The sequence below is a fragment of the Pseudomonas sp. H3_A02 genome (assembly GCF_054671965.1).
In genome coordinates, this window is the sequence record NZ_CP162807.1 from 2,071,548 (window position 1) to 2,097,327 (window position 25,780).

Below are 25,780 nucleotides of genomic sequence, written 5' to 3' on the forward strand. Positions count from 1 at the left end.
ATGCGGCTTATCCCAAATGAGCTAATGCGTGACGGAACGCCGGTGGCAGGTTGTCGCCGAACCGCACCCGGCCATCGGCCTGGGTGAAGATGCCCATGTTCGCCAGCCATGTTTCGAATTCCGGCGCCGGCTTCAGGCCCAGGGTCTGGCGGGCGTAGAGGGCGTCGTGGAACGAGGTGGTCTGGTAGTTGAGCATGATGTCGTCGGAGCCGGGGATGCCCATGATGAAGTTGATCCCGGCCACACCCAGCAGGGTCAGCAGGGTGTCCATGTCGTCCTGGTCGGCTTCGGCGTGGTTGGTGTAGCAGATGTCGCAGCCCATCGGCACGCCCAGCAACTTGCCACAGAAGTGGTCTTCGAGGCCGGCGCGGATGATTTGTTTGCCGTTGTACAGGTATTCCGGGCCGATGAATCCTACAACCGTGTTCACCAGGAACGGGTTGAAATGTCGCGCCACGGCGTAGGCCCGGGTTTCGCAGGTCTGTTGATCGACGCCGTGGTGGGCGTTGGCCGACAGCGCGCTGCCCTGGCCGGTTTCGAAATACATCAGGTTGTTGCCGAGGGTGCCGCGATTCAGGCTCAACCCGGCGTCGTAGCCTTCCTGCAAGACATTGAGGTTGATGCCGAAACTGGCGTTGGCCGCTTCGGTGCCGGCGATGGACTGGAACACCAGGTCCAGGGGCACGCCGCGGTTCGCCGCTTCGATGGAGGTGGTGACGTGGGTCAGCACGCAGCCTTGGGTGGGGATGTCGTAACGCTGGATGATGGCGTCGAGCATTTCCAGCATGGCGCAGATCGACGCTGTGCTGTCAGTGGCCGGGTTGATGCCGATCATGGCGTCGCCGTTGCCGAAGAGCAGGCCGTCGAGGATGCTCGCGGCGATGCCTGCTGGTTCGTCGGTGGGGTGGTTGGGCTGCAGGCGGGTGGACAGGCGTCCGCGCAGGCCGAGGGTGCCGCGGAATTTGGTGACCACGCGGATTTTCTGCGCCACCAGCACCAAATCCTGCACGCGCATGATCTTCGACACGGCGGCGACCATTTCCGGCGTCAGGCCAGGGGCCAGGGCCCGCAGGCTCTGTTCATCGGCGGCGTCGCTGAGCAGCCAGTCGCGAAATCCGCCGACCGTGAGGTGGCTGACGACGGCAAAAGCCTGTTTATCGTGAGTGTCGACGATCAGCCGGGTGACCTCGTCGGCCTCGTAGGGAATCAGCACTTCTTGCAGGAAATGGCTGAGGGGCAGGTCGGCCAAAGCCATTTGCGCGGCTACGCGCTCGCCATCGTTGAGCGCGGCGATCTCGGCCAGGAAATCCCCGGAACGCGCCGGGCTGGCCTTGGCCATCAGGTCTTTGAGGTTGTCGAAACGGTAGGTCTGGGCGCCGACCGTGTGTGCAAAACTGGCCATACAGGTTCTCCGTGACGGCGCCGCTGGGCGGCGCCGTGGTTTTCGGCACGTTACGGCTTAGTGCAAGGCTTCTTCGGCTTTTTGAATGGCCGCGAATTCCTCTTCGGGGGTGCCTGCGACCAAGTGATGCCGACTGTAGAAAGCAAAGTAAGCAATTAACACTCCATAGATGATCGCGGCGCCGATGACCACCCGTGGGTCCACCAAAAAGCCCGCCACCACGGCGATGCACGCCAGCACCAGGGCCACGCCCGAGGTGAAGATGCCGCCCGGTGTGCGGTATGGCCGGTCCATTTTGGGGCGACGGATGCGCAGGGTGATGTGCGCGGCCATCATCAGCACGTAGGAAATGGTCGCGCCGAACACTGCCACCAGAATCAGCAGGTCGCCCTGGCCGGTCAAGGACAAGCCGAAACCGATGATGCCGGGAATGACCAATGCCAGGACCGGTGCTTTGCTTTTATTGGTTTCCGAGAGTTTGCGCGGCAGGTAGCCGGCGCGGGACAAGGCAAAGATCTGCCGCGAGTAGGCGTAGATGATCGAGAAGAAACTGGCGATCAAACCGGCCAGGCCGACGAGGTTGACAAAGTGGCCCATCCAGGTCGAGCCGCCGTAGGCTTTGGCCAGGGCTTCCACCAGCGGGTTGCCCGAGGCCATCAGCGCGTTGGAACCCGCGCCGCCCGGGCCGATCACCAGGATCAGCAGGGCGAAGGCCACCAGCACCAGCATGGCGCCGATCAGGCCGCGTGGCAGGTCGCGCTTGGGGTTCTTGGTTTCTTCAGCCGCCAGGGGCACGCCTTCCACGGCGAGGAAAAACCAGATGGCATACGGGATGGCCGCCCAGACGCCGACGTAGCCGAAGGGCAGGAATGGGCTGGCGCCCGTGGCCGCGGTGACGGGGATGTCCAGCAGGTTGGCGACGTCGAAGTGCGGCACCATCGCCACCAGGAAAACCCCCAGCGCCAGGGCGGCGACGGCGGTGATGATGAACATCAGCTTGAGGGCTTCACCCACGCCGAAAATATGGATGGCGATGAAGACGATGTAGAACGCCAGGTAGATCATCCAGCCGCCAATGCCGAACAACGATTGGCAATACGCGCCGATGAACACGGCAATCGCCGCCGGGGCGATGGCGTACTCGATCAGGATCGCCGTGCCCGTGAGAAACCCGCCCCAAGGCCCGAATGCGCTGCGGGCAAAGCCATAGCCGCCGCCTGCGGTGGGGATCATCGAGGACAGCTCGGCGAGGGAAAAACACATGCACAGGTACATCGCGGCCATCAGCAGCGTGGCCAGGAACATCCCGCCCCAGCCGCCTTGGGCCAGGCCGAAGTTCCAGCCGGCGTAGTCACCGGAAATGACATAGGCCACGCCCAGGCCCACCAGCAGGACCCAGCCTGCCGCGCCTTTTTTCAGTTCGCGTTGTTGGAAATATTCGGAGCCGACTTTTTCGAAGTCGACCGAGGACGTTGCCGGTTGCGGGTTTGCATGATCGCTTGGCATAAGGGTTTACCTGTTTTTATTGTTTTTTGGCCCTGTTGGAGCGGGGCTGCTCTTGGAACCGGTGTGTTGCATACAGCAGGGATGCAAGCTGGACCGCCGCCATCGCGAGCAAGCTCGCTCCCACAGTGGATCTGTTTCAACCCTGGAAACGAGTTATCCACAGATCCCTGTGGGAGCGAGCTTGCTCGCGATAGCCATCTAAAGGGCGAAGCAGGATGACCTGCCTCGCCCCAGGACTTAGAAGAACCCCAACGGATTGATGTCGTAGCTCACCAGCAGGTTTTTGGTCTGCTGATAATGATCGAGCATCATCTTGTGGGTCTCACGCCCAACGCCGGACTTCTTGTAGCCACCAAACGCGGCGTGCGCCGGGTACAGGTGGTAGCAGTTGGTCCAGACGCGACCGGCCTTGATCGCCCGGCCCATGCGGTAGGCGCGGTTGATGTCGCGGGTCCACAGGCCGGCGCCGAGGCCGAACTCGGTGTCGTTGGCGATCGCCAGGGCTTCGGCTTCGTCCTTGAAGGTGGTGATGCTCACCACTGGGCCGAAGATTTCTTCCTGGAACACGCGCATTTTGTTGGTGCCTTTGAGCAGGGTTGGCTGGATGTAATACCCGGTCGCCAGGTTGCCCTCGAGTTTTTCCACCTTGCCGCCGGTCAGCAGCTCGGCGCCTTCGCCCTTGGCGATTTCCAGGTACGACAGGATCTTGTCGAATTGCTGCTCGGACGCCTGGGCGCCGACCATGGTGTCGGTGTCCAGCGGGTCGCCGCGTTTGATCTGCAGGACTTTGTTCATCACCACTTTCATGAACTCGTCGTAGATCGATTCCTGCACCAGGGCGCGGGATGGGCAGGTGCAGACTTCGCCCTGGTTGAAGAACGCCAGCACCAGGCCTTCGGCGGCTTTCTCGATGAAGCTCGGCTCGGCCTGCATGATGTCTTCGAAGAAGATGTTCGGCGATTTGCCGCCCAGTTCCACGGTGGACGGGATGATGTTCTCGGCGGCGCATTTCATGATGTGCGAGCCAACTGGGGTGGAGCCGGTGAAGGCGATCTTGGCGATGCGCTTGCTGGTAGCGAGGGCTTCGCCGGCTTCTTTGCCGAAACCTTGCACCACGTTCAGCACGCCGGGCGGCAGCAGGTCGCCGATCAACTCCATGAGCACGCAGATGCCCAGTGGGGTTTGTTCGGCCGGCTTGAGCACCACGCAGTTACCGGCAGCCAGGGCCGGGGCGAGTTTCCAGGCGGCCATCAGCAGCGGGAAGTTCCACGGGATGATCTGCCCGACCACGCCCAGCGGTTCATGGATGTGATAGGCCACGGTGTTGCCGTCGATCTCGGCGGCGCTGCCTTCCTGGGCCCGCAGGCATCCGGCGAAGTAGCGGAAGTGGTCGGCGGCCAGGGGGATGTCGGCGTTGAGGGTTTCGCGCACGGCCTTGCCGTTGTCCCAGGACTCGGTGATCGCCAGCACTTCGAGGTTGGCTTCGATGCGGTCGGCGATTTTCAGCAGGACCAGCGAACGGGCCTGGGCCGAGGTGGCGCCCCAGGCATCCGCGGCAGCGTGGGCGGCGTCCAGGGCTTTTTCGATGTCTTCGGCCGTGGAGCGCGGGAATTCGGCAATGGGCTGGCCATTGACCGGGGAAGTGTTGGTGAAGTACTGACCTTTGACAGGCGCGACGAACTCGCCGCCGATGTAGTTACCGTATTTGCTCTTGAACGAAACGATAGCGCCTTCAGTACCGGGGTGAGCGTAACGCATGATGAGTTCTCCTTGGCTTTTGTGCTTATACGGGAGGGCCGCGCAAAATTGAGCGCTGGTAATTAAGCCTAGAGCAAAGGTTGGGCCATTGCCTTGCAGGGCCCGTAAATCAAGACTTTAGGAGGAGTTGGTCGGACAAACGGATGCCCTGCGTGACGATTGCGATACAGCGGGTGTGACAGTTTGTGCCAGATACGAGACAGTCTGTGACTGGCAGGTCGCGCCAGCATTGCAAAGGTGGTTGGGCTGGAGGATGCTGAACCTCGACGGCGAGGCCATGGACGGACCGCTTTTGTGGCGAGGGAGCTTGCTCCCGCTGGAGCGCGAAGCGGTCCCAAGGCAGCCAGCTCGGTCAGCCTGATACACCGCAAACTCAGGTTTTGGGGCTGCTGCGCAGCCCAGCGGGAGCAAGCTCCCTCGCCACGGGGTAATGTGTCGGCAGGTCCAAAAGGTCCTTCAGGGGAGAATAATAAGAACATGCACAGCAACCATTTGAGTCGCCATGCCCAGCAAGTCCTGACAGTCACCCAGGGCAAAGCCCATTTGCAGGGCCCTGGCAGCGATCCGTCGATTGCCCGTTCCTGGCTGCGCTGCCTCGAGGACTATCACCTCGACCCGGCCCAGAACCTGGCGCCGACGGTGCTTGAACATGGCCGGGTACTGGAAAGCCGCGAACGCTTGCAACAGGTGCTGCACATCGCCGGCACGGAAATGACCAGCCTCCATCAGCAACTCTCCGGCGCCGGCCACGCGGTGCTGCTGACCGACGCCCGGGGCGTGATCCTCAACTGCGTCACCGCCCCCAGCGAACGGAAAATTTTCGAACGGGCCGGCCTCTGGCTCGGCGCCGACTGGAGCGAAGCCTGCGAAGGCACCAACGGCATCGGCACCTGCCTGGTGGAACGCCAGGCCCTGACCATCCACCAGGAAGAACATTTCCGCGGCCGCCACACCGGCCTGACCTGCTCGGCCAGCCCGGTGTTCGACCCCCAGGGCGAATTGCTGGCGGTGCTCGACGTCTCCTCGGCCCGGCCGGACGTGTCGCGCCAGAGCCAGTTCCACACCATGGCCTTGGTCAACCTCTCGGCGAAGATGATCGAGAGCTGCTATTTCCTCCGTTGCTTCGACAATCAATGGTTGCTGCGCTTCCACTTGCAGGCCGAGTCCGTGGGGCTGTTCAGCGAAGGACTCATGGCGTTCGACGGCGAAGGACGGATCTGCGCGGTCAACCAGAGCGCGTTGAACCTGCTTGGACACATTCGTGGCGGCCTGCTCGGTCAGCGGGTCGAGGACTTTTTCGACTGTTCACTGGACGAGTTGCTGGGCCGCGCCAGTGCCCAAGCCAGCGCCAGTTGGCCGCTGCGCACCCGTGACGGCCGGCATTTGTTCGCCGTGTTGCGTGGGCAGCCGCGCAGCGTGCCGGTGCCGGTCGCGCCGCTGCTCAAGGCCATCGAGCCAGCCCGCCTGCCGGGCATCTGCCTGGGGGATGCGGCGTTGCAGGAGCATTTTCGCAAGGCGCTGCGGGTGTTCGAGCGTGATGTGCCGCTGCTGATCCACGGCGAAACCGGCTCCGGCAAGGAGGCGTTTGCCAAGGCTGTGCACCACGCCAGCCAGCGCGCCGGCAAGCACTTCGTCGCCCTCAACTGCGCGGCCATCCCGGAAAGCCTGATCGAGAGCGAGCTGTTCGGCTATCGCGGCGGCAGCTTCACCGGCGCGCGCAAGGAAGGCATGCGCGGCAAGCTGCAACAGGCCGACGGCGGCACGCTGTTCCTCGATGAAATCGGCGACATGCCCCTGGCTTTGCAGACCCGTTTGCTACGGGTGCTGGAGGATCGCCAAGTGGTGCCCATCGGCGGCGAGCCCGAGGCGGTGAACGTGCGCATCATCAGCGCCACCCACCGGCAGTTGCTCGACCGGGTACGGGACGGCAGTTTTCGCGAAGATCTGTACTACCGCCTCAACGGCTTGGAAATCCCGCTGCCGGCGTTGCGCGAGCGCAGTGACAAGTCGCAGTTGCTGGATTTCCTGTTGGCTGAAGAGAGTGGGGCCGAGACGGTGGCCATCGACGAACCGGCGCGCCAGGCGTTGCTGAGCTTCGACTGGCCGGGCAACGTGCGGCAACTGCGCAATGTGCTGCGGACCCTCGCCGCGTTGTGCGATGGCGGGCGGATTGGGTTGGAGGATTTGCCGGCGATGATTCGCCAGCGCCCGGTGGCGCTGGTTGAAACCGTGGCGGAACGGCCGCTGGAAGATGCCGAGCGCCTGGCGTTGCTCGATGCACTGGAGCGCCAGCGCTGGCACATGACCCACACCGCCGAACAACTGGGCATCAGCCGCAATACCCTTTACCGGAAGCTGCGCAAGCACGCGATTGCCCGATAAAGCACTGACTGCCTTTGTGGCGAGGGGATTTATCCCCGCTGGGCTGCGCAGCAGCCCTAAAGCAGTGAACTCAATTTTACTGGCATGCCGAGTTACCTGGTTTAGGGGCCGCTTCGCAGCCCAACGGGGATAAATCCCCTCGCCACAAAAGCCGGGTTGTACATTCACCTGTGGGAGCGGGCTTGCTCGCGATGGCGGCGGCACATTCAACATCGCCGCAAGCTGATCCACCGCTATCGCGGGCAAGCCTTGCTCCGACAGACGCCCGCCTGTGCATCGGGGTTTAAACACAAGGTGCGATTTCCCCCTCCCTACGCTAACCTGCGGCCATGTTTTACGAGGTCGACTATGCACATCCATATTCTCGGTATTTGCGGCACTTTCATGGGTTCAATGGCGGTCCTGGCCAAGGAGCTGGGCCATCACGTGACCGGTTCCGACGCCAACGTCTACCCGCCGATGAGCACTCAGCTGGAAGCCCAGGGCATCGAGCTGACCCAAGGCTATGACCCTGCGCAACTGGACCCGGCGCCGGACCTGGTGGTCATCGGCAACGCCATGTCCCGGGGCAACCCGGCGGTGGAGTACGTGCTCAACAAAGGCCTGCCGTACGTGTCGGGCCCGCAGTGGCTGGCCGATCACGTGTTGCAGGGCCGTTGGGTCCTGGCCGTGGCCGGCACCCACGGCAAGACCACCACCAGCAGCATGCTCGCCTGGGTCCTGGAACACGCCAGCATGAGTCCAGGCTTCCTGATCGGCGGCGTGCCGCAGAACTTCTCGGTGTCGGCGCGCCTGGGCGGCACGCCGTTCTTCGTCATCGAGGCCGACGAATACGACAGCGCGTTTTTCGATAAACGCTCGAAATTTGTCCACTACCGTCCACGCACGGCGATCCTCAACAATCTTGAGTTCGATCATGCCGACATTTTCCCCGATCTGCCGGCCATCGAGCGGCAGTTCCACCATTTGGTGCGCATCATTCCGAGCGAAGGCCTGGTGATTCACCCGACCACTGAACCGGCCTTGCAGCGCGTCATTGAAATGGGCTGCTGGACCCCGGTGCAAACCACCGGTGCGGGCGGTCAATGGCAGGTGAAGTTGCTCAAGGATGATGGTTCGGCGTTCGAAGTCATGTTCGAGGGCCAGTCCCAAGGCGTGGTCGAGTGGGACATGACCGGCCAGCACAACGTCGCCAACGCCCTGGCGACCCTGGCGGCAGCCCGGCATGTCGGCGTGGTGCCGTCCATGGGCATCGCCGCGTTGAGCGCGTTCAAGAGCGTGAAGCGGCGGATGGAGATAGTCGCCGAGGTCAACGGCATCACCATTTACGACGATTTCGCTCACCACCCAACGGCCATCGCCACCACCCTCGACGGTTTGCGCAAGCGCATCGGTGACGCGCCGCTGATCGCGATCATCGAGCCGCGTTCCAACTCCATGAAGCTCGGCGCCCACCGCGATGGCTTGCCGGAAAGCGTGGTCGATGCCGACCAGGTGATCTGGTACGCCCCGGCCAACCTGGGTTGGGACCTCGGCGCCACCGCCGCGCTGTGTACGGTGCCGTCGATTGTCAGCGATTCCCTGGAAGGCATCATCGAGCGCGTGAAGAGCCAGGCCCAACCCGGCACCCATGTGGTGATCATGAGCAACGGCGGCTTCGGCGGCCTGCACGGCAAACTGGCCGAGGCGCTGAAATGAGCAATGGCCCTGAACGCATCACGCTGGCGATGACCGGTGCCTCCGGCGCCCAGTATGGCTTGCGCCTGCTCGATTGCCTGGTGCGCGAGGACCGTGAGGTGCACTTCCTCATCTCCAAGGCCGCGCAACTGGTGATGGCCACCGAGACCGACGTGACCCTGCCAGCCAAGACCCAGACGATGCAGGCCTTCCTCACCGAGTACACCGGTGCGGCGGCGGGGCAGATTCGCGTGTATGGCAAGGAAGACTGGATGTCGCCGGTGGCCTCGGGCTCCGGCGCGCCGGCGGCCATGGTGGTGGTGCCGTGTTCCACCGGGACGCTGTCGGCGATTGCCACCGGGGCCTGCAACAACCTGATCGAGCGGGCGGCGGACGTCACGCTCAAGGAGCGCCGTCAGCTGATCCTGGTGCCGCGGGAAGCGCCGTATTCGAGCATTCACCTGGAACACATGCTCAAACTGTCTAACCTGGGCGTGACCATCCTGCCGGCCTCGCCGGGTTTCTATCACCAGCCGCAGACCATTGATGACCTGATCGATTTCGTGGTCGCGCGGATCCTCAATCTGCTGAACATCCCCCAGGACATGTTGCCGCGCTGGGGCGAGCATCATTTGAGCAGCGATGAATAAGCTGCTGATCGCGCTGCTGGCGCTGCAACTGACCGGCTGCGCCACCGCCCGCACCCTCGACGCCGCCAAGCCTGGCGCGCCGGTGGTGTACGCCGGGACACGCCTGGATCTGTACGCCCTCAACGGTGGCTGCTGCGCCAAGGACCGCTTTGGCGCCGAGGCACCGCGTTACCCGGGGCTCGATCTGCCGGGCAGTGCGCTGCTCGATACCTTGTTGTTGCCGTTGTCGTTGTTTACGGCGATAGGTGTGGGGTTTCAGGCTACAGGTGGGTTGTAAAAGATCTATCTGTGCTGAAGGATTTATCTGTGGCGAGGGGATTTATCCCCGCTGGACTGCGAAGCAGTCCCCAAAGACTGGGCTATTACCCCTGGCAGCTGCATGACCCTTTGGGTCATTTGGGGGGCTGCTTTGCAGCCCAGCGGGGATAAATCCCCTCGCCACAATGATCGCGCTGTCCCAGGTGTCACTTTATTTGCCGAGCTTGCGCAACTCATCCGACTCCACCACCCGCACCCCATCCTGTTCTTCCAGCGCCAAACGCCACATGGCCCGGGCCAGTTGGCAGGCTTCGATGCCGTGGTACTTGCCCGGGATCAGCCTCGACAACGGCCCGGCCAGTTGCTCGGCCAGGCGTGGTTCGACGCGGTCGCCCAGCAGCAGGGAAGGGCGGCAGATGGTCAACTGCGGCCAGCCCTGAGCCTTGAGTGCCGCTTCCATTTCACCCTTGACCCGGTTGTAGAAGATCGATGACTTGGCGTCGGCCCCCAATGCACTGATCACCACCAGGTGCCGTGCCCCCAGTTCCCGGGCGCGCTTGGCAAACGCCACGACCAGGTCGAGGTCCACTGCGCGAAAGGCGGCTTCAGAGCCGGCTTTCTTGATGGTCGTGCCGAGGCAGCAAAAGGCGATGTCGACCTGGCCGCTGAGCTGTGGCAGCACCTGGACCGGTTCCCCAACCGGGTTTTCCAAGTGTGGATGCTCGGCCAGTGGCCGACGTGAAGGCGCTAGTACGCGAGTGATGGTCGGCTCATTGAGCAGCCGATCCAGTAGATGTTCCCCGGTCAGGCCGGTAGCTCCGGCGAGCAAAACATGCTGAGGCGTCAAGTACATAGTGTTTCCCCCTTGATACGGTTCAGCTTAGTTGCTCTTTGTCGCCTCGTCGTTCAATGCCGCACTTTGCAATGCTTTACGCGCCTGCTGTTTGCGCAGCAGTTGCCAGTGAGAGAGGACCGTCCTGGGCGCCCACATCTGCGGTTCGGAGGCTTCGAAATTGTCTGCTTGTTCGCGTTCGGCCACGGTGGCCTTGGCCCGCTTGAAGGCCTTTTCCAGGTCGTCGGTCTGGTTCAATGCCTGGGCGAACAGCGCATCGCCGAAATAGGTGAAGTTGGCTTCCTCGGAGCAGCCGAAGGACACCCGGTCGGCGCGGGAGGCGGTCATGATCAGCGTACGTTCATCCTTGAGCGCCGGGATGAAGCCGCCGGAATAGCAGGCCGAGATCACCACGATCTTGTCGCGGTTCTTCAGCGGCGCCAGGACCGCGGCCAGTTCATCGGCGGGCAGGTCGGCCAGTTCCATGCGTGGTTGGTCGAGCACCAGCTCATGCTCGCTGGTGCCGTGGCTGGTCAGGTAGATGAAAATCAGGTCTTCCGGGCCACTGCGTTCGGCCAGGGTGGCAGCGGCGCGGCGCAGGCTCTCGCGGCTGGCCATGGGCCGATCGCCGAGGTGATCGCGGTGGTTTACCAGGCGGATCTGGCCGAACGCGCCGAAACGGCTGGCGAGCATGTTGGCCACATAGTCGGATTCGCGCAGGAACACGCTTTGCTTGCCGTCGCCGCCCAGGGTCAGGGTGTACAGTTCCACCGCCGGGGTCGAGGCCGGGATATTGGCCAGGGCGTCCTCCAGCAGGCGGCCCTGGGCCAGCAGGCCGAGTTCGAGCACATCCGGCAACAACCTGCCGTCCGCGTCGCGCACCCGTTGGCCCTTGGCCCAGGTGCCGCTTTGCACCGTGCCATCGGTCAACACCAACGTGCCGCGCCCGTGGTAGCTGTCGCTTTCGAACTGGCCGATGTAGAAGCTGCCGTCGGGCAGGTTCAGGCGGCCCTCGCCAGTAAAGCGCCAGTCATTGAATTGGCCGAGGTAATGGCTGCCGTCGGCGCCGATCAATTCGCCCTTGCCGGTCAGCGCGCCCTCCTTGAACTGGCCGATCCAGACGTCGCCGTCGGCATTTTCGTAGCGACCGCGACCGTTGAGCTGGTTGTTCCTGAAACCGCCGATGTAGACATCCCCCTCGGCGCTGTTGAAGGTGCCCTTGCCCTGCAGTTGCCCATCGACAAAATGCCCGGTGAACTGGTTGCCACTGGCGTCGAAGCGCTGGCCTTCACCGTTGGGCTTGCCGTTGACGAAGGGGCCCTGGTACTGGCTGCCGTCGTCGAGTTCCAGGCGTCCAAGGCCGGAATAGCGGTCGGCTTTGAACTCGCCCCGGTAGGTTGTGCCGTTTTCCTTGAGCGTCCCTTCACCGTCCCGGCGGCCCAGCTTGAAGCCGCCGGTGTAGCTGCTGGTCGGTGTGGTCAGGCTGCCCTGGCCGTGGAACAGGCCCTGATGGAACTGGCCACGATAGACCTCGCCATTGCTGCCATGCCATTCCCCGGTGCCGTGCCACTGGCCTTTGTCGAACTGCCCGGCGTACCAACTGCCGTTGGGGTAGTCGATGCGCCCTTGGCCTTGCAGCAGGCCATCCACCAGGTCGCCGCGATAGCGGCCGCCGTCGGGCAGGCGCGCGTCGGGAGGCAGCGGCGATTCGCCGTCGCCACAGGCGGCGAGCAACAGGGTCAGGGTCAGTGGGACGAGTAAGCGCATAACGGGATCCAGGTCATCAGGCCACGAGTATGCCGCAGCTATGCCCCCTAGACATAGAAAAGCGATGCGAAACTGCCTGGACGGTTTCGCATTTGCGCAGGTTTACACGAAGCAGAGCGACAGCGGCTCGGCGATGTAGGCCGGTTTTTCCGAGCCTTCGATTTCCAGGGTGGCGGTGGCCTTGAGCAGCCATTGGCCGGGTTTTTTCTCGGTGGCGTCCACCAGGTCGACCTTGAGCCGGACCTTGGAGTCGACTTTCACCGGTTGGATGAAGCGCACGCTGTCCAGCCCGTAGTTGACGACCATCTTCACGCCCTCGGGCAGGATCAGGATGTCTTCCATCAGCTTGGGCATCAGCGACAGCGACAGGAAACCGTGGGCGATGGTGCTGCCGAACGGGGTCTGCGCGGCCTTGACCGGATCGACGTGGATGAACTGAAAGTCGCCAGTGGCTTCGGCGAACAGGTTGATGCGCTCCTGATCGATGGTAAGCCATTCGGAACGTCCAAGTTCCTTGCCGACATAATCTTTGAGCGCTGCAACGGGGACGTAGGGCATTGAGACTCTCCTTGGGTTCATCGTTTTACTTTTTCTGGAACGGGGATTGGCGTCCCCGGAGAACCACTGTAGATCAACATGACGCGCCGGGCAGGTCATCGACCATGCTTTTTACGAATGCCGAACCATAGCGCGGGCATGCTTATAATGCCGGCGCATTCTTTGCAATTGCGTTCACTTAACGTGTGCGTTTGATTTCGTGGCGAGGGAGCTTGCTCCCGCTGGGCTGCGCAGCGGCCCCATTTTATGAGCGCTTCGCACTCAAGCGGGAGCGAGCTCCCTCGCCACACAATCACGCCGTGAATCGAATTGGCGCGTTCATTGGGTCTGTTGCTGGGGGAGAGAGCGGATGTTGCTACGGGGCCTGACCTGGCTGGTGCTGTTTCAATTGCTGGGCACTGCGATCAATCATTTGTTTTTGCCGGTGCTGCCAGGGCCGATCATTGGCCTGCTGTTGCTGCTGGGCTATCTGGTGGTGCGCGGCGAAGTCAGCGAGCCGCTGAACCTGGCCGCCGGCAGCCTGCTGCGTTACTTGCCTTTGCTGCTGGTACCGCCTGCGGTGGGGGTGATGGTTTATGCCGGGGCGATTGCCGCCGATTTCTGGGCCATCGTTGGCGCGTTGACCTTGTCGCTGGTGCTGTCCGTGGCGCTGACGGGGGTGTTGATGCAGCGCCTGGCCCGCCGTCACGTCGCCGCCCCGGAGGACAGCCAATGATGCTCGACTGGCAGGGCGCTTGGACCTCGGTGATCCACCATCCGCTGTTCGGCATCGGCATTACCTTGGGCGCCTATCAACTGGTGCTGGCGGCATTCGAGAAGACCCGCTGGGTGTTCCTGCAACCGGTGCTGATGTCGATGGTGCTGTTGATCGGCGTGCTGGTCGGCTGCGGCATCGGCTATGCCGAGTATCGCAAGAGCACCGAGATCCTCAGCATTCTGCTGGGTCCGGCCACGGTCGCCCTGGCGGTGCCGCTGTATTTGAACCTGCGACGGATCCGGCAGTTGTTCTGGCCGATTTTTACTACGCTGGTGATAGCCGGGGTGTTTGCCACGGGCTCCGCGGTGTTGCTGGGCTGGGCTTTTGGGGCCGAGCACATGATCCTGATGACCATGGCGCCCAAGTCCGTGACTTCGCCGATCGCCATGCTGGTGGCCGAGCAGATCGGCGGCGTGGCGGCCATGGCGGCGGTGTTCGTGTTGATCACCGGTGTGCTTGGGGCGATCCTCGGCCCGAGCATTCTGACCCGGTTGGGTGTCCATAGCCCTGAGGCCCGGGGCATGGCCCTGGGGCTGGCGGCCCATGCGGTGGGCACGTCGGTGGCGTTGCAGGAAAGCGAAGAGTCGGGTGCCTTTGCGGCGCTGGCGATGAGTCTGATGGGCGTGGCCACGGCAGTGCTATTGCCGTTGGTGGTGTCGATGACCGTTTAAGGATCTGGTTATGAGCTTGCCGCTTTTCCCGTTGAGCACCGTGCTGTTCCCCGGTTGCATCCTCGACTTGCAGATTTTCGAGGCGCGCTACCTCGACATGATCGGGCGCTGCATGAAAAAGGGTGAAGGCTTCGGGGTGGTGTGCATCCTCGATGGCGAGGAAGTCGGCATCGCGCCTGAAGGCTACGCGCGGGTCGGTTGTGAAGCGCGCATTACCGATTTTTCCCAGCAGGACAATGGTCTGCTGGGCATTCGCGTGCAGGGTGGGCGGCGCTTTATCGTCCATGACAGCAGCGTCCAGGCCGATCAACTGACGGTCGCCGAGGTCGAGTGGCTGGAAGAAGAGCCGGAGCAACCGCTGCAGGATGAAGACGCCGACCTGGTGGCGCTGCTCAAGGCCCTGGCCGAGCACCCGATGGTCGAGGCCCTGAACATGGGCACCGAAGCGACCGGCCAGCAATCGCTGGCCAATCAACTGGCCTACCTGCTGCCGTTCAATGAGCTGGACAAGATCGACCTGCTGCAACTCGACGACCCGCAACAGCGCCTGGATGCGATCCAGGCGTTGCTCGATGAGTTGCAAGGTGAGCTCTTCGCCTGACACCCCTCCTATCCACCGAACAACACCGCCCCCCCTGTGGGAGCGAGCTTGCTCGCGATAGCGGTGGGTCAGCTTGCATCAATGTCGACTGTGCAGCCGTCATCGCGAGCAAGCTCGCTCCCACAGTGGTATTGGGTTGGCTGCGGGATTGGCGTGCGCCACAAATCTCCTGTGGGAGCGAGCTTGCTCGCGATTGCCTAATAGGCATACCGCAACATCGCATGGGGCAAATGCCGCAGGGCGAAGAAGCTGAACACCGCCACCAGCGCCGGCAGGACCAGCCACCAGACTTTCGGCGGCATGGCCGGCAGCGGGGTCTGGCGCTGGCTCAACCACAGGGCGGCCGCACAGATGCTGGCGGCGAGCATCGCCCCGGCGACGATGTCGCTGGGCCAGTGCGCGCCAAGGTAGACCCGCGACAGGGCAATGGCCAGTGCCGGCAGGCAGCCCAGCAGCAGCCAGGTCAGGCGCAGGCGTGGCGGTTGACCGCGGCCGGCCAGGACGGCGAGGGTCAGGAACAGCGCGAATGCCCCGGAGGAATGGCCGCTGGGCATGCTGTAGCTGGTCAGCGGGTCGGTGAGGATTTCCGGGCGCACACGGGCAAAGAAGTGTTTGCAGCCGGTATTGGCCAGGGCGGTGAACAGCATCGTGCCCCCGGCGAAGATTGCCTGGCGCCATTGCCGTGCCAACAGCAGCAACCCGGTCACCAGGCTGCACACAATCAACATGTAGCGGAATTCGCCGATCAGCGTAAAGGTCACGGCGATTTCATCCAGCGTCGGGCCGCGATGCTCTTGGACCAGGGCCATCAAGCCTTGGTCGAACGCCGTCAGGTAGCGAAAGCCGATGAACAGGCCGATCAGGATCACCAGGCCGATGCCGGCGATCAGTGCTGTGGCATGACGATGGCGCCGCAGGGTGCTGTTGACGCTCAACCCGATCATCACCGCGATACTGCCGATGACCACGCCGGCCTGGGGCCAGAAACCTTCGGGCAGCGGCAGGCGAAACGCCGCCCCGGTGGCCCAGCCCGGCAACAGGTAGGCCACGGTCCAGCCCGACGCGGCCAACACGCTGACGGCGGCGAAGCGCGGGAACGGCATGTCGCACATCCCGGCCACCATCGGCAACATCGGCCGTAGCGGGCCGATGAAACGGCCCACCAGCAGGCTGGCGATGCCGTAGCGCTGGAAATAGCTTTCCGCGGCGCTCATCCATTCCGGGTGATGCCGCAGCCCCGGCAGGCGCCGGATGTTCTGGTGGAAATGCCGGCCGAGGAAGTACGACACCAGGTCCCCCAGCAAACCCCCGAGCAGGCCCAGCAGCAGCGTCTCGCCCAAGGACAATGCGCCGCTGCCGGCCAGCACCGCAATCGCAAACAGCAGCACCGTGCCCGGCACGATCAGACCGGCGATGGCCAGGCATTCCACGCAGGCGACGATGAACACCGCCACCGCCAGCCATTGCGGGTTGACGGTCAACCAACCGGTGATGCTATCGAGCCATGGGCCCATAAGAACAACTCCATTGAATAGTGATGGGCATGCACCGAATCCCCTGTGGGATTCTGTTGTGAACACAAAACCTGTGGCCACTGAACATCAACTGTGGGAGCGAGCTTGCTCGCGATAGCTGTGTGTCAGTCAGCCCCCATTCTGCTGACCCGACGCCATCGCGAGCAAGCTCCCCACAGGTAATTCAGGGTGTAACAAAAGTTCGCATCCACTGAAGATCCATTGTGGGAGCGGGCTTGCTCGCGAATGCAGTGTGTCAGGTACATCAATATCAACTGACACGCCGCATTCGCGAGCAAGGGGTATGCGGTGTTTCATCAGGAAAGCAAAAAGTAATCACGCCCTTCGACCTGCCCCCGCCGCAACGGATTACGGGTACACCACGGGGCATAGGCCGCATCGACAAAACGGTAGGGCAGGTGCTCGTCCCGTCCCAGGGGAATGCCCAGGCGAGTGGTCTGGATCGCATTGACCGTTGGCACGCCCACGTCTTCCACCAGCAAGCGCTCGGGGTCGAAGCGCTTGGCGTCCCAGTCCGGCACTTTCAGCCCCAAAGCTTTGCATAACAGGGTCTGGCCGGCACAGAGTTTTTGCGGTGTACGCGGTCGGCCTTGGGCGTCGGGGTTGTTCAATAACATCTGCGCCAGGCCCGCCGGCCCGGAAAGGGCATCGACCCACGGGTACGCCGATTTGATCAGCACCGCATTGCCGGGGCCCTGGGCGCTGAAGTTCAGCGAATCGCCGCCCCGGGCGTAGTACATATAGATGTGCCCGCCATCCAGAAATAAAGCCTTACGTTTTTCCGTGTAGCCCAGGGAGGCGTGGCTGCCCTTTTCCGCGAAGTAATACGCCTCGGTCTCGATGATCCGCGCGCTGAGCCACAGGTCGCCGACCTTGTGGCGGATGACTTTGCCCAGCAGGTCTTTGGCAAGCACCTGGGCGTCGCGGTCGAAAAAGGCGTGGGGCAGGGCGTTGGGCGATGGCAAATCGGTCATGGCGATAGACGAAGTGAGGCCAAAGGAAGTGCGATGATAGCAATGCAAAGCTTAATCACCGCTGAACACCTGCTTCAACCGGCTGTTTACGCCTGTTTTGCTTCTCCGCCGGTCACCACTGCGAGTCCATGCTGTTAGTCGAGGGTTACGACAGCTATAATCTGCCGCTTTCCCCATCGCCAAGACCACACAGACCATGACTGAGTCCGTTCTTGACTACATGACCCGCCTGGGTCGCGCCGCTCGCGAAGCGTCGCGCATCATCGGCCGGGCCAGCACCGCGCAGAAAAACCGCGCCCTGCAGGCCGCCGCCAATGCGCTGGACGCCGCGCGCGCCGAGTTGTCCGCCGCCAACGAGCTGGACCTGGCCGCTGGCCGGGCCAATGGTCTGGAGCCGGCCATGCTCGAGCGTCTGGCGCTGACCCCGGCACGCATCGACGGCATGATCGTCGGTCTGCGCCAGGTCGCGGCCCTGCCGGACCCGGTCGGGGCGATCCGCGACATGAGCTACCGTCCGTCGGGCATCCAGGTCGGCAAGATGCGCGTGCCCCTGGGCGTGGTCGGGATCATCTACGAGTCGCGGCCGAACGTGACCATCGACGCCGCGAGCCTGTGCCTGAAGTCGGGTAACGCGACCATCCTGCGTGGCGGCTCCGAGGCCATCCATTCCAACCGCGCCATTGCCGCCTGCATCCAGCGCGGCCTGGCCGAGGCCGATTTGCCGGCGGCCGTGGTGCAAGTGGTGGAAACCACCGACCGCGCCGCGGTCGGCGCCCTGATCACCATGCCCGAGTACGTCGATGTCATCGTACCCCGTGGCGGCAAGGGCCTGATCGAGCGGGTCAGCCGTGACGCCCGCGTGCCGGTGATCAAGCACCTGGACGGCATCTGCCACGTCTACGTCAGTGCCCACGCCGAATTGCCGAAGGCCCAGCGCATCGCTTTCAACGCCAAGACCTACCGCTACGGTATCTGCGGCGCGATGGAAACCCTGCTGGTGGACCAGGCCGTTGCCCAGGACTTTTTGCCCTCGATGGCCGCCCAGTTCCGCGAAAAAGGCGTCGAGCTGCGTGGTTGCGAGCGTACCCGGGCGATCATCGAGGCCGTCGCGGCCACGGCAGAAGACTGGGACACCGAATACCTGGCGCCGATTTTGTCGATCCGTGTGGTCGACGGGCTGGACCAGGCCATCGACCACATCAACCGCCACGGCTCGCACCACACCGATTCCATCGTCAGTGAACACCAGGGCGAAATCCGGCGGTTCGTGGCCGAAGTCGACTCGGCATCGGTGATGATCAACACCCCGACCTGCTTCGCCGATGGCTTTGAATACGGATTGGGTGCCGAGATCGGCATTTCTACTGATAAGCTGCACGCCCGCGGCCCGGTCGGTCTGGAAGGCCTGACCTGCGAGAAGTACATCGTGGTCGGTGATGGCCAGTTGCGCGGACAGGAGCCGGTCTGACTTGGGCGACCTCGAATCGCCGGCCGCTGTGACGACGACAATCCCGCCCCGGCGCATCGGTATCCTGGGCGGCACGTTCGACCCGGTGCACATCGGCCATCTGCGCGGTGCGCTGGAAGTTGCCGACGCCCTGGCCCTCGATGAGCTACGCCTGACGCCCAGCGCCCGGCCGCCTCATCGGGACATGCCGCAGGTGTCGGCGCAGGACCGCCTGGCGATGGTCGAGTGCGCGGTGGCCGGTGTGGCACCACTGGTGGTGGACGCCCGCGAATTGCAGCGGGACAAGCCGTCCTACACCATTGATACCCTGGAGCTGATGCGTGCCGAACTGGCCGTTGATGCCCAGGTTTTTCTGCTTTTGGGCTGGGACGCATTTTGCGGCCTGCCCACTTGGCATCGCTGGGAAGAGTTGCTCCAGCATTGCCACATCCTGGTGTTGCAACGCCCGGATGCCGACAGCGAGCCGCCGGATGCCTTGCGCAACCTGCTGGCGGCCCGCTCGGTGAGCGACCCGCTGGCCCTGAAAGGGCCGAGCGGACAGATTGCATTCGTCTGGCAGACGCCGCTCGCGGTATCCGCCACCCAGATCCGTCAACTGCTGGCCAGCGGTAAGTCGGTACGTTTCCTGGTGCCCGACGCGGTCCTGGCCTACATCGATGCGCACGGGCTTTACCGTGCGTCGAACTGAAAGAGGCGCGCTTCAAGGCACGTGAATGCGTGTAGCGAAGCGCCCGAACATACGAGCAAAACGAGTTTTATATGACTGACAAAGACGTAAACAAAGTAAAGCGCAAGGGCACGTTCAAGAGCGCCCCGCTGCCCGTAGAGGCCCACACCGGCGTGGCGCTGGTCGGCGAAGAGCTGGTCAAGGTGGCCGTGGCGGCCCTGGAAGACGTCAAGGCCCAGGACATCCAGGTGATCGACGTTCGTGACAAGCAGAGCATCACCGACTACATGATCATCGCCACCGGTACCTCCAACCGCCAGATCGGCGCGATGCTGGACAAGGTCCGCGAAGCGGTCAAGGCCCAGGGCGTCAAGCCGCTGGGTGAAGAAGGCAAGGGCGACAGCGACTGGGTGCTGTTGGACATGGACGATGTCATCGTGCACATGATGACCGCCTCGGCGCGCCAGTTCTACGACCTGGAACGCCTGTGGGCCGGTGCCGAGCAAAGCCGTTCGGCCAGCGCCGCGCACCACAGCCCGGAAAACCCCCATGAGCACTTCACCAAGCTCAACAAAGACCAGCAATAAGGGACCGCTGTGCGACTGCGCCTGATCGCCGTCGGTTCTCGCATGCCCAAGTGGGTGGAAGAAGGCTGGCATGAATATGCCAAGCGTCTTCCGTCCGAGCTGGCCCTGGAACTGGTGGAAATTCCGCTCAACACCCGTGGCAAGAACGCCGACGTGGCGCGTTTCATCCGCCAGGAAGGCGAAGCCATGTTGGCCAAGGTCGGGCCGAACGAGCGCATCGTCACCCTCGAAGTCCACGGCAAGCCCTGGAGCACCGAGCAACTGGCGGTGGAGCTCGATCGCTGGCGGCTGGACGCGCGCACGGTCAACTTCATGGTCGGTGGCCCGGAAGGGCTGGCGCCGGAAGTCTGTGCCCGGGCCGATCAGCGCTGGTCGTTGTCGCCGTTGACGTTGCCGCACCCGCTGGTGCGGATCCTGATCGGCGAACAGTTGTATCGTGCCTGGACAGTCCTGTCCGGGCACCCTTACCACAAGTAATCCTGCCCTCATGCCCCAGCCGATCCGTATCAAGGACCACGAAAAAGACGCCCGTCTGGTACGGGGCCGCGTCGTGTTCGGCGCTATTACGGTGGTGGTGCTGATCGGCGTGCTGATTGCGCGTTTGTATTTCCTCCAGGTGATCCAGTACGAGTACCACTCGACCCTATCGGAAAACAACCGGGTGCATGTGCAACCGATTCCTCCGACCCGCGGGCTGATCTTCGACCGCAATGGCGTGGTGGTGGCGGATAACCGGCCCAGCTTCAGCCTGAGCATGACCCGCGAGCGGTCCGGCGACTGGCAGCAGGTACTCGACGTGATCGTCGAGGTGCTGCAACTGACGCCCGACGACCGGGCGATTTTCGAGAAGCGCATGCGTCAGGGGCGACGGCCGTTCGAGCCGGTGCCGATTTTGTTCGAGCTGACCGAAGAGCAGATCGCCCTGATCGCCGTGAACCAGTTCCGCCTGCCCGGCGTCGAGGTGGTGGCGCAGTTGGTGCGGCATTATCCCCAGGGGCCACACTTTGCCCACTCGGTCGGCTACATGGGACGGATCAACGAGAAAGAGCTCAAGACCCTCGATCCGGTCAATTACAGCGGCACCCACCATATCGGCAAGACCGGTATCGAGCGCTTCTACGAGCCCGAACTGCATGGCCAGGTGGGTTACGAGGAAGTCGAGACCAACGCCCGCGGTCGCGTATTGCGGGTGCTCAAGCGCACCGATCCGATCCCTGGCAAGGACATCGTCCTGAGCCTGGACATCAAGCTGCAAGAGGCCGCCGAGGCGGCGCTGGGCGGGCGGCGTGGCGCGGTGGTGGCACTGGACCCGAACACCGGCGAGGTGCTGGCGATGGTCAGCCAACCGAGTTTCGACCCGAACCTGTTCGTCACCGGCATCAGCTTCAAGGCCTACGCCGAGCTGCGCGATTCCATCGACCGACCGCTGTTCAACCGCGTGTTGCGCGGCCTCTATCCCCCGGGTTCGACCATCAAGCCGGCCGTGGCGATTGCCGGGCTGGATGCTGGCGTGGTCACCGCGTCGACCCGGGTCTACGACCCGGGTTATTACCAACTGCCGAACTACGACCACAAGTACCGCAACTGGAACCGCACCGGCGACGGTTATGTGGACCTGGAAACGGCGATCATGCGTTCCAACGACACCTACTTCTATGACCTGGCCCATAAGCTGGGGATCGATCGGCTGTCGTCCTACATGAACAAGTTTGGCCTTGGTCAGAAAGTTTCCCTGGACATGTTCGAAGAATCGCCCGGCCTGATGCCATCCCGTGAGTGGAAGCGGGCGACCCGGCGCCAGGCCTGGTTCCCCGGCGAAACCCTGATCCTGGGGATCGGCCAGGGCTACATGCAGGCAACGCCCTTGCAATTGGCCCAGGCCACGGCGCTGGTGGCGAGCAAGGGCAAGTGGTATCGCCCGCACCTGGCCAAGACCATCGAAGGCCAGAAGCCAGTGGACCCGGACCCGATGCCGGACATCATCCTGCGCAACCCGTCGGACTGGCAGAAGGTCAACATCGGCATGCAGCAGGTGATGCACGGCGCTCGCGGCACTGCCCGCAAGGCGGCCATCGGCGCGCAATACCGCATTGCCGGCAAGAGCGGTACGGCCCAGGTCGTCGCCATCAAGCAGGGCGAGAAGTACGACCGCACCAAGGTCCAGGAGCGCCACCGCGACCACGCCTTGTTCGTCGGCTTCGCGCCGGCCGACGACCCGAAGATCGTCGTGGCGGTGATGGTCGAGAACGGCGAGTCGGGGTCCGGCGTCGCCGCGCCGGTGGTGCGCCAGATCATGGACGCCTGGCTGCTGGATGAGCACGGCCAGCTCAAGCCCGAATACGCAAGCCCCATCACTGCGGAGGCTACGGCCCGTGAAGAATAATTTCGACCGGATCCTCTCCAGCGAAGACGTGATGCGCCGTCGCGCCACCTTGTTGCAGCGCATGCACATCGATGGCCCGTTGCTGATCCTGCTGCTGACCCTGGCCGCGGGCAGTCTGTTCGTGCTGTATTCGGCCAGCGGCAAGAGCTGGGACCTGCTGGCCAAGCAAGCCACCTCGTTCGGCATCGGCCTGGTGTCGATGATCGTCATCGCCCAGCTCGAACCGCGGTTCATGGCGCGCTGGGTGCCACTGGCCTATGTGGTAGGGGTCTGCTTGTTGGTGGTGGTGGACATCATGGGCCACAACGCCATGGGCGCCACCCGCTGGATCAACATCCCCGGGGTGATCCGCTTCCAGCCTTCGGAGTTCCTCAAGATCATCATGCCGGCGACCATCGCCTGGTACCTGGCCAAGCGTTCCTTGCCGCCGCAGCTCAAGCATGTGTGCATCAGCCTGTTGCTGATCGGCATCCCGTTCATCCTGATCGTCCGCCAGCCGGACCTCGGCACCTCGCTGCTGATCCTGGCCGGCGGCGCGTTCGTGCTGTTCATGGGTGGGCTGCGCTGGCGCTGGATCCTCAGCGTGATCGCCGCCGCCGTGCCGGTGTCGGTGGCCATGTGGTACTTCGTGATGCACGACTACCAGAAGCAGCGGGTGCTGACGTTCCTCGACCCGGAGAGCGATCCGCTGGGCACCGGCTGGAACATTATCCAGTCCAAGGCCGCCATCGGCTCCGGCGGCGTGTTCGGCAAGGGGTGGCTGATGGGCACCCAGTCGCACCTGGACTTTTTGCCGGAAAGCCACACCGACTTCATCATCGCCGTATTGGGCGAGGAGTTCGGCCTGGTAGGCATCTGCGTGCTGCTGCTGATCTATTTATTGCTGATCGGCCGGGGGCTGGTGATCACTGCCCAGGCCCAGACGCTGTTCGGTAAATTGCTCGCGGGCAGCCTGACCATGACGTTTTTTGTTTACGTTTTCGTCAACATCGGTATGGTCAGTGGCCTGTTGCCGGTCGTGGGGGTGCCGTTGCCTTTCATTAGCTACGGAGGAACTTCGCTGGTGACACTACTGTCAGCGTTTGGGGTTTTGATGTCGATTCATACGCATCGCAAGTGGATCGCGCAGGTTTGAATAAGGTGAAGAGTTCAATGCAAGCAATGCGTGGCTGGTCGACGCGATATGCGCCGTGGATCGGCCTGGTCGGCTTCCTCGGCAGTGCGTCGCAGGCCTGGGCCGGTGAATACGAAGGCTCGCCACAGGTGGCCGAATTCGTCGGTGAGATGACCCGCGACTACGGTTTTGCCGGTGAGCAACTGATGGGGGTGTTTCGCGAGGCCGAGCGCAAGCAGTCGATCCTCGATGCGATCTCCCGGCCTGCCGAGCGGGTCAAGCAGTGGAGCGAGTACCGGCCGATGTTCATCACCGAGGCGCGTATCGCCCGGGGCGTGGACTTCTGGCGCCAGCACGAGGCGGCACTGACCCGTGCCGAGCAGGAATACGGCGTGCCGGCCCAGTTCATTGTGTCGATCATTGGCGTCGAGACCTTCTTTGGCCGCAATACCGGGAATTTCCGGGTGATCGACGCACTGTCGACCTTGGGCTTCGATTACCCGCCGCGTGCCGAGTTCTTCCGCAAGGAGCTGCGCGAGTTTCTGCTGCTGGCCCGCGAAGAGCAGGTCGATCCGCTGACCCTCAAGGGTTCCTACGCCGGGGCCATGGGCCTGCCGCAATTCATGCCGAGCAGTTTTCGCGCCTATGCGGTGGACTTCGATGGTGATGGCCACATCAATATCTGGACCAACCCGACCGATGCCATCGGCAGTGTCGCCAGCTATTTCAAGCGTCACGGCTGGGAAACCGGCCAGCCGGTGGTCAGCCGTGCCGACGTGCGTGGCGAGCAAGTGGACGAGGGCCTGACCGAGGGCATCGAGCCGACGAAAACCGTCGGGGAGTTGCGGGCGTTGGGCTGGTCGAGTCATGATGCGCTGCGTGACGACATGCCGGTCACCGCGATGCGCCTGGAAGGCGAACAAGGCCCCGAATACTGGATGGGCCTGAAGAATTTCTACGCGATTACGCGTTATAACCGCAGCGTGATGTACGCCATGGCCGTATATCAACTGTCTGAAGAGCTGGTCAAAGCACGGGGCGTCAAATAATGCGGGCATTGCCTACCCATCTACCCCTGAAGGCTAAACCCCTCAAACTCGTGGCGTTGGCTGCGCTGTCGCTGCTGGTCGTCAGTTGTTCGACCAGCCGTGCGCCGGTCCAGAAAAACACCACCGCCGTGCGTGCGACGCCGGGCCTGGACATCAACCGGGCCCACAAGGACGGCGCGCCGTGGTGGGACGTGGATGTCTCGCGTATTCCCGACGCCACGCCGACCCTGCACACCGGCCCCTACAAGGCCAACCCGTACACGGTGCTGGGCAAGACCTATTTCCCGATGGCCGACTCCAAGCGCTACGTGGCCTCGGGCACGGCGTCCTGGTACGGCACCAAGTTCCATGGCCAGAACACCGCCAACGGCGAAGTGTATGACCTGTATGGCATGAGCGCGGCCCACAAGACCTTGCCGCTGCCCAGCTATGTGCGGGTGACCAACCTGGACAACAACAAGAGCGTGATCCTGCGGGTCAATGACCGTGGACCGTTCTATTCCGACCGCATCATCGACCTGTCGTATGCGGCGGCGAAAAAACTCGGTTACGCTGAAACTGGCACCGCCCGGGTCAAGGTCGAGGGCATCGACCCGCAGGAATGGTGGGCCCAGCGTGGCCGTCCGGCGCCTTTGATGCTCAACGAGCCGAAAGTGGCGCAAAATGCCGCGCCCACCGTGACGGCGTCCACCGGCACGGTCGAGCAATGGACGCCACCGCCGCAGCAACACGCCGCGGCCGTGCTGCCGGTACAGATCGATGCAAAAAAAACGCTTCTGCAACAGCGTCTGGCCAGTTTCTGCAAGTGGGCGCGTTCGCCAACCCGGACGCTGCCGAGCTGCTGAGGTCCAAACTCAGCTCGATGGTGAGCGCCCCGGTGTTCATCAGCTCGATCGTGCGCAACCAGCAGACACTGCATCGGGTGCGCCTGGGGCCGATCGGTTCTCCGGGTGAAGTCCAGCAGGTGCAGAACAGCGTGCGCCTGGCCAATCTCGGCTCGCCGAGCCTGGTCACCGCTGAGTGATTGAATGAGGCCCGCTTGCGGTTGGAGCGGGTCAGGTTGTTGGCTCCATGAATAATAAAAGCCCGGCAAGGGTGTGAGTGAGCAACTTAAATACGCGGCAGCTCGTTAGAAAGCTGCCTGTTTAGTTCTGCCTTCGGGCAGTCCCATTAGCGATTTCGAG

The 25,780-nt window shown here is 63.2% G+C and carries 22 protein-coding genes and 1 pseudogene; 15 read left to right on the plus strand and 8 right to left on the minus strand.

Annotated features, from left to right (window positions below):
- Positions 1–7: 7 nt before the first annotated feature.
- The 3 genes from AB4N80_RS09020 to exaC form a co-directional block, all read right to left on the minus strand.
- Positions 8–1,402, minus strand: a complete 1,395-nt coding sequence (locus tag AB4N80_RS09020; RefSeq protein WP_305468618.1) for an ethanolamine ammonia-lyase subunit EutB — start codon at positions 1,400–1,402, stop codon at positions 8–10.
- 57 nt (positions 1,403–1,459) lie between these two features.
- Positions 1,460–2,908, minus strand: coding sequence for an ethanolamine permease (gene eat, locus AB4N80_RS09025; RefSeq protein WP_305468617.1), 1,449 nt, complete (start codon positions 2,906–2,908; stop codon positions 1,460–1,462).
- A 237-nt stretch (positions 2,909–3,145) separates the two neighbouring features.
- A complete protein-coding gene (gene exaC, locus AB4N80_RS09030; protein ID WP_092394646.1) occupies positions 3,146–4,666 on the minus strand; it encodes an acetaldehyde dehydrogenase ExaC in 1,521 nt (506 codons plus the stop codon).
- A gap of 477 nt (positions 4,667–5,143) precedes the next feature.
- Here exaC and AB4N80_RS09035 point away from each other — a divergent pair, with 477 nt between their 5' ends.
- The 4 genes from AB4N80_RS09035 to AB4N80_RS09050 all read left to right on the plus strand — a co-directional run bounded on the left by AB4N80_RS09035 (position 5,144) and on the right by AB4N80_RS09050 (position 9,652).
- On the plus strand, positions 5,144–7,048 hold the full coding sequence (locus AB4N80_RS09035) for a sigma-54-dependent Fis family transcriptional regulator (protein ID WP_122565029.1): 1,905 nt from the start codon (positions 5,144–5,146) through the stop codon (positions 7,046–7,048).
- A 348-nt stretch (positions 7,049–7,396) separates the two neighbouring features.
- The gene (gene mpl / locus AB4N80_RS09040; RefSeq protein WP_460081618.1) at positions 7,397–8,746 is read left to right on the plus strand and encodes a UDP-N-acetylmuramate:L-alanyl-gamma-D-glutamyl-meso-diaminopimelate ligase; all 1,350 of its coding nucleotides are present in this window, start codon (positions 7,397–7,399) and stop codon (positions 8,744–8,746) included.
- Entirely contained in the window at positions 8,743–9,375 is a 633-nt protein-coding gene (gene ubiX / locus AB4N80_RS09045) for a flavin prenyltransferase UbiX (RefSeq protein WP_122565031.1), read from the plus strand. The genes mpl and ubiX overlap by 4 nt, the downstream gene beginning before the upstream one ends.
- Positions 9,368–9,652 (plus strand): YceK/YidQ family lipoprotein, encoded by a 285-nt coding sequence (locus AB4N80_RS09050; protein ID WP_460081622.1) that lies wholly within the window; start codon positions 9,368–9,370, stop codon positions 9,650–9,652. Before ubiX ends, AB4N80_RS09050 begins: the two co-directional genes overlap by 8 nt.
- Before the next feature lie 192 nt (positions 9,653–9,844).
- On the opposite strand, the gene AB4N80_RS09055 is transcribed toward AB4N80_RS09050, so the two are convergent.
- From AB4N80_RS09055 to AB4N80_RS09065, 3 genes are all read right to left on the minus strand, one after another.
- Positions 9,845–10,486: an oxidoreductase gene (locus AB4N80_RS09055; RefSeq protein WP_122565034.1), complete on the minus strand. Its 642-nt coding sequence runs from the start codon at positions 10,484–10,486 to the stop codon at positions 9,845–9,847.
- A gap of 27 nt (positions 10,487–10,513) precedes the next feature.
- Entirely contained in the window at positions 10,514–12,232 is a 1,719-nt protein-coding gene (locus tag AB4N80_RS09060) for a C13 family peptidase (RefSeq protein ID WP_122565035.1), read from the minus strand.
- A gap of 102 nt (positions 12,233–12,334) precedes the next feature.
- The gene (locus AB4N80_RS09065; protein WP_122565036.1) at positions 12,335–12,790 is read right to left on the minus strand and encodes a MaoC family dehydratase; all 456 of its coding nucleotides are present in this window, start codon (positions 12,788–12,790) and stop codon (positions 12,335–12,337) included.
- Positions 12,791–13,139: 349 nt separating this feature from the next.
- On the opposite strand from AB4N80_RS09065, the gene AB4N80_RS09070 reads away from it, so the two are divergent.
- From AB4N80_RS09070 to AB4N80_RS09080, 3 genes are read left to right on the plus strand one after another with little or no spacing between them, the layout of a single operon-like run.
- Positions 13,140–13,505 carry a CidA/LrgA family protein gene (locus AB4N80_RS09070; protein ID WP_053125681.1) on the plus strand — a complete coding sequence of 122 codons (366 nt, stop codon included), beginning with the start codon at positions 13,140–13,142 and terminating at the stop codon, positions 13,503–13,505.
- Positions 13,502–14,218 (plus strand): LrgB family protein, encoded by a 717-nt coding sequence (locus tag AB4N80_RS09075; RefSeq protein ID WP_092444060.1) that lies wholly within the window; start codon positions 13,502–13,504, stop codon positions 14,216–14,218. Before AB4N80_RS09070 ends, AB4N80_RS09075 begins: the two co-directional genes overlap by 4 nt.
- A 10-nt stretch (positions 14,219–14,228) precedes the next feature.
- On the plus strand, positions 14,229–14,819 hold the full coding sequence (locus AB4N80_RS09080; protein WP_460081629.1) for an LON peptidase substrate-binding domain-containing protein: 591 nt from the start codon (positions 14,229–14,231) through the stop codon (positions 14,817–14,819).
- A 197-nt stretch (positions 14,820–15,016) separates the two neighbouring features.
- On the opposite strand, the gene AB4N80_RS09085 is transcribed toward AB4N80_RS09080, so the two are convergent.
- On the minus strand, positions 15,017–16,333 hold the full coding sequence (locus tag AB4N80_RS09085) for a bifunctional DedA family/phosphatase PAP2 family protein (RefSeq protein ID WP_122565038.1): 1,317 nt from the start codon (positions 16,331–16,333) through the stop codon (positions 15,017–15,019).
- A 317-nt stretch (positions 16,334–16,650) separates the two neighbouring features.
- Positions 16,651–17,328 carry a DNA-3-methyladenine glycosylase gene (locus tag AB4N80_RS09090; RefSeq protein ID WP_122565039.1) on the minus strand — a complete coding sequence of 226 codons (678 nt, stop codon included), beginning with the start codon at positions 17,326–17,328 and terminating at the stop codon, positions 16,651–16,653.
- A 196-nt stretch (positions 17,329–17,524) separates the two neighbouring features.
- Here AB4N80_RS09090 and AB4N80_RS09095 point away from each other — a divergent pair, with 196 nt between their 5' ends.
- The 8 genes and pseudogenes from AB4N80_RS09095 (at position 17,525) to AB4N80_RS09130 (ending at position 25,620) form a co-directional block, all read left to right on the plus strand.
- Positions 17,525–18,796 carry a glutamate-5-semialdehyde dehydrogenase gene (locus AB4N80_RS09095; protein ID WP_460081635.1) on the plus strand — a complete coding sequence of 424 codons (1,272 nt, stop codon included), beginning with the start codon at positions 17,525–17,527 and terminating at the stop codon, positions 18,794–18,796.
- Positions 18,765–19,484 carry a nicotinate-nucleotide adenylyltransferase gene (gene nadD / locus AB4N80_RS09100; RefSeq protein WP_122565041.1) on the plus strand — a complete coding sequence of 240 codons (720 nt, stop codon included), beginning with the start codon at positions 18,765–18,767 and terminating at the stop codon, positions 19,482–19,484. The genes AB4N80_RS09095 and nadD overlap by 32 nt, the downstream gene beginning before the upstream one ends.
- A gap of 71 nt (positions 19,485–19,555) precedes the next feature.
- Complete coding sequence (gene rsfS / locus AB4N80_RS09105; RefSeq protein WP_053125667.1) at positions 19,556–20,050, plus strand: ribosome silencing factor; 495 nt, start codon at positions 19,556–19,558, stop codon at positions 20,048–20,050.
- 9 nt (positions 20,051–20,059) lie between these two features.
- Positions 20,060–20,527 (plus strand): 23S rRNA (pseudouridine(1915)-N(3))-methyltransferase RlmH, encoded by a 468-nt coding sequence (gene rlmH, locus AB4N80_RS09110; RefSeq protein ID WP_047229490.1) that lies wholly within the window; start codon positions 20,060–20,062, stop codon positions 20,525–20,527.
- Between the two features lie 10 nt (positions 20,528–20,537).
- Complete coding sequence (mrdA, locus tag AB4N80_RS09115; protein ID WP_122565043.1) at positions 20,538–22,433, plus strand: penicillin-binding protein 2; 1,896 nt, start codon at positions 20,538–20,540, stop codon at positions 22,431–22,433.
- A gap of 31 nt (positions 22,434–22,464) precedes the next feature.
- Positions 22,465–23,568 (plus strand): rod shape-determining protein RodA, encoded by a 1,104-nt coding sequence (gene rodA, locus AB4N80_RS09120; RefSeq protein ID WP_163006686.1) that lies wholly within the window; start codon positions 22,465–22,467, stop codon positions 23,566–23,568.
- 17 nt (positions 23,569–23,585) lie between these two features.
- Positions 23,586–24,596: a lytic murein transglycosylase B gene (gene mltB, locus AB4N80_RS09125; RefSeq protein WP_122565044.1), complete on the plus strand. Its 1,011-nt coding sequence runs from the start codon at positions 23,586–23,588 to the stop codon at positions 24,594–24,596.
- Positions 24,596–25,620: pseudogene (locus AB4N80_RS09130) on the plus strand (septal ring lytic transglycosylase RlpA family protein). The gene mltB and the pseudogene AB4N80_RS09130 overlap by 1 nt, the downstream one beginning before the upstream one ends.
- The last annotated feature ends 160 nt before the right edge of the window (positions 25,621–25,780 follow it).

Bases quoted from the DNA above. Each gene is read 5' to 3' on its own strand.
- AB4N80_RS09020 (WP_305468618.1), bottom strand. From the start codon at position 1,402: ATGGCCAGTTTTGCACACACGGTCGGCGCCCAGACCTACCGTTTCGAC.
- eat (WP_305468617.1), bottom strand. From the start codon at position 2,908: ATGCCAAGCGATCATGCAAACCCGCAACCGGCAACGTCCTCGGTCGAC.
- exaC (WP_092394646.1), bottom strand. From the start codon at position 4,666: ATGCGTTACGCTCACCCCGGTACTGAAGGCGCTATCGTTTCGTTCAAG.
- AB4N80_RS09035 (WP_122565029.1), top strand. From the start codon at position 5,144: ATGCACAGCAACCATTTGAGTCGCCATGCCCAGCAAGTCCTGACAGTC.
- mpl (WP_460081618.1), top strand. From the start codon at position 7,397: ATGCACATCCATATTCTCGGTATTTGCGGCACTTTCATGGGTTCAATG.
- ubiX (WP_122565031.1), top strand. From the start codon at position 8,743: ATGAGCAATGGCCCTGAACGCATCACGCTGGCGATGACCGGTGCCTCC.
- AB4N80_RS09050 (WP_460081622.1), top strand. From the start codon at position 9,368: ATGAATAAGCTGCTGATCGCGCTGCTGGCGCTGCAACTGACCGGCTGC.
- AB4N80_RS09055 (WP_122565034.1), bottom strand. From the start codon at position 10,486: ATGTACTTGACGCCTCAGCATGTTTTGCTCGCCGGAGCTACCGGCCTG.
- AB4N80_RS09060 (WP_122565035.1), bottom strand. From the start codon at position 12,232: ATGCGCTTACTCGTCCCACTGACCCTGACCCTGTTGCTCGCCGCCTGT.
- AB4N80_RS09065 (WP_122565036.1), bottom strand. From the start codon at position 12,790: ATGCCCTACGTCCCCGTTGCAGCGCTCAAAGATTATGTCGGCAAGGAA.
- AB4N80_RS09070 (WP_053125681.1), top strand. From the start codon at position 13,140: ATGTTGCTACGGGGCCTGACCTGGCTGGTGCTGTTTCAATTGCTGGGC.
- AB4N80_RS09075 (WP_092444060.1), top strand. From the start codon at position 13,502: ATGATGCTCGACTGGCAGGGCGCTTGGACCTCGGTGATCCACCATCCG.
- AB4N80_RS09080 (WP_460081629.1), top strand. From the start codon at position 14,229: ATGAGCTTGCCGCTTTTCCCGTTGAGCACCGTGCTGTTCCCCGGTTGC.
- AB4N80_RS09085 (WP_122565038.1), bottom strand. From the start codon at position 16,333: ATGGGCCCATGGCTCGATAGCATCACCGGTTGGTTGACCGTCAACCCG.
- AB4N80_RS09090 (WP_122565039.1), bottom strand. From the start codon at position 17,328: ATGACCGATTTGCCATCGCCCAACGCCCTGCCCCACGCCTTTTTCGAC.
- AB4N80_RS09095 (WP_460081635.1), top strand. From the start codon at position 17,525: ATGACTGAGTCCGTTCTTGACTACATGACCCGCCTGGGTCGCGCCGCT.
- nadD (WP_122565041.1), top strand. From the start codon at position 18,765: ATGGCCAGTTGCGCGGACAGGAGCCGGTCTGACTTGGGCGACCTCGAA.
- rsfS (WP_053125667.1), top strand. From the start codon at position 19,556: ATGACTGACAAAGACGTAAACAAAGTAAAGCGCAAGGGCACGTTCAAG.
- mrdA (WP_122565043.1), top strand. From the start codon at position 20,538: ATGCCCCAGCCGATCCGTATCAAGGACCACGAAAAAGACGCCCGTCTG.
- rodA (WP_163006686.1), top strand. From the start codon at position 22,465: ATGCGCCGTCGCGCCACCTTGTTGCAGCGCATGCACATCGATGGCCCG.
- mltB (WP_122565044.1), top strand. From the start codon at position 23,586: ATGCAAGCAATGCGTGGCTGGTCGACGCGATATGCGCCGTGGATCGGC.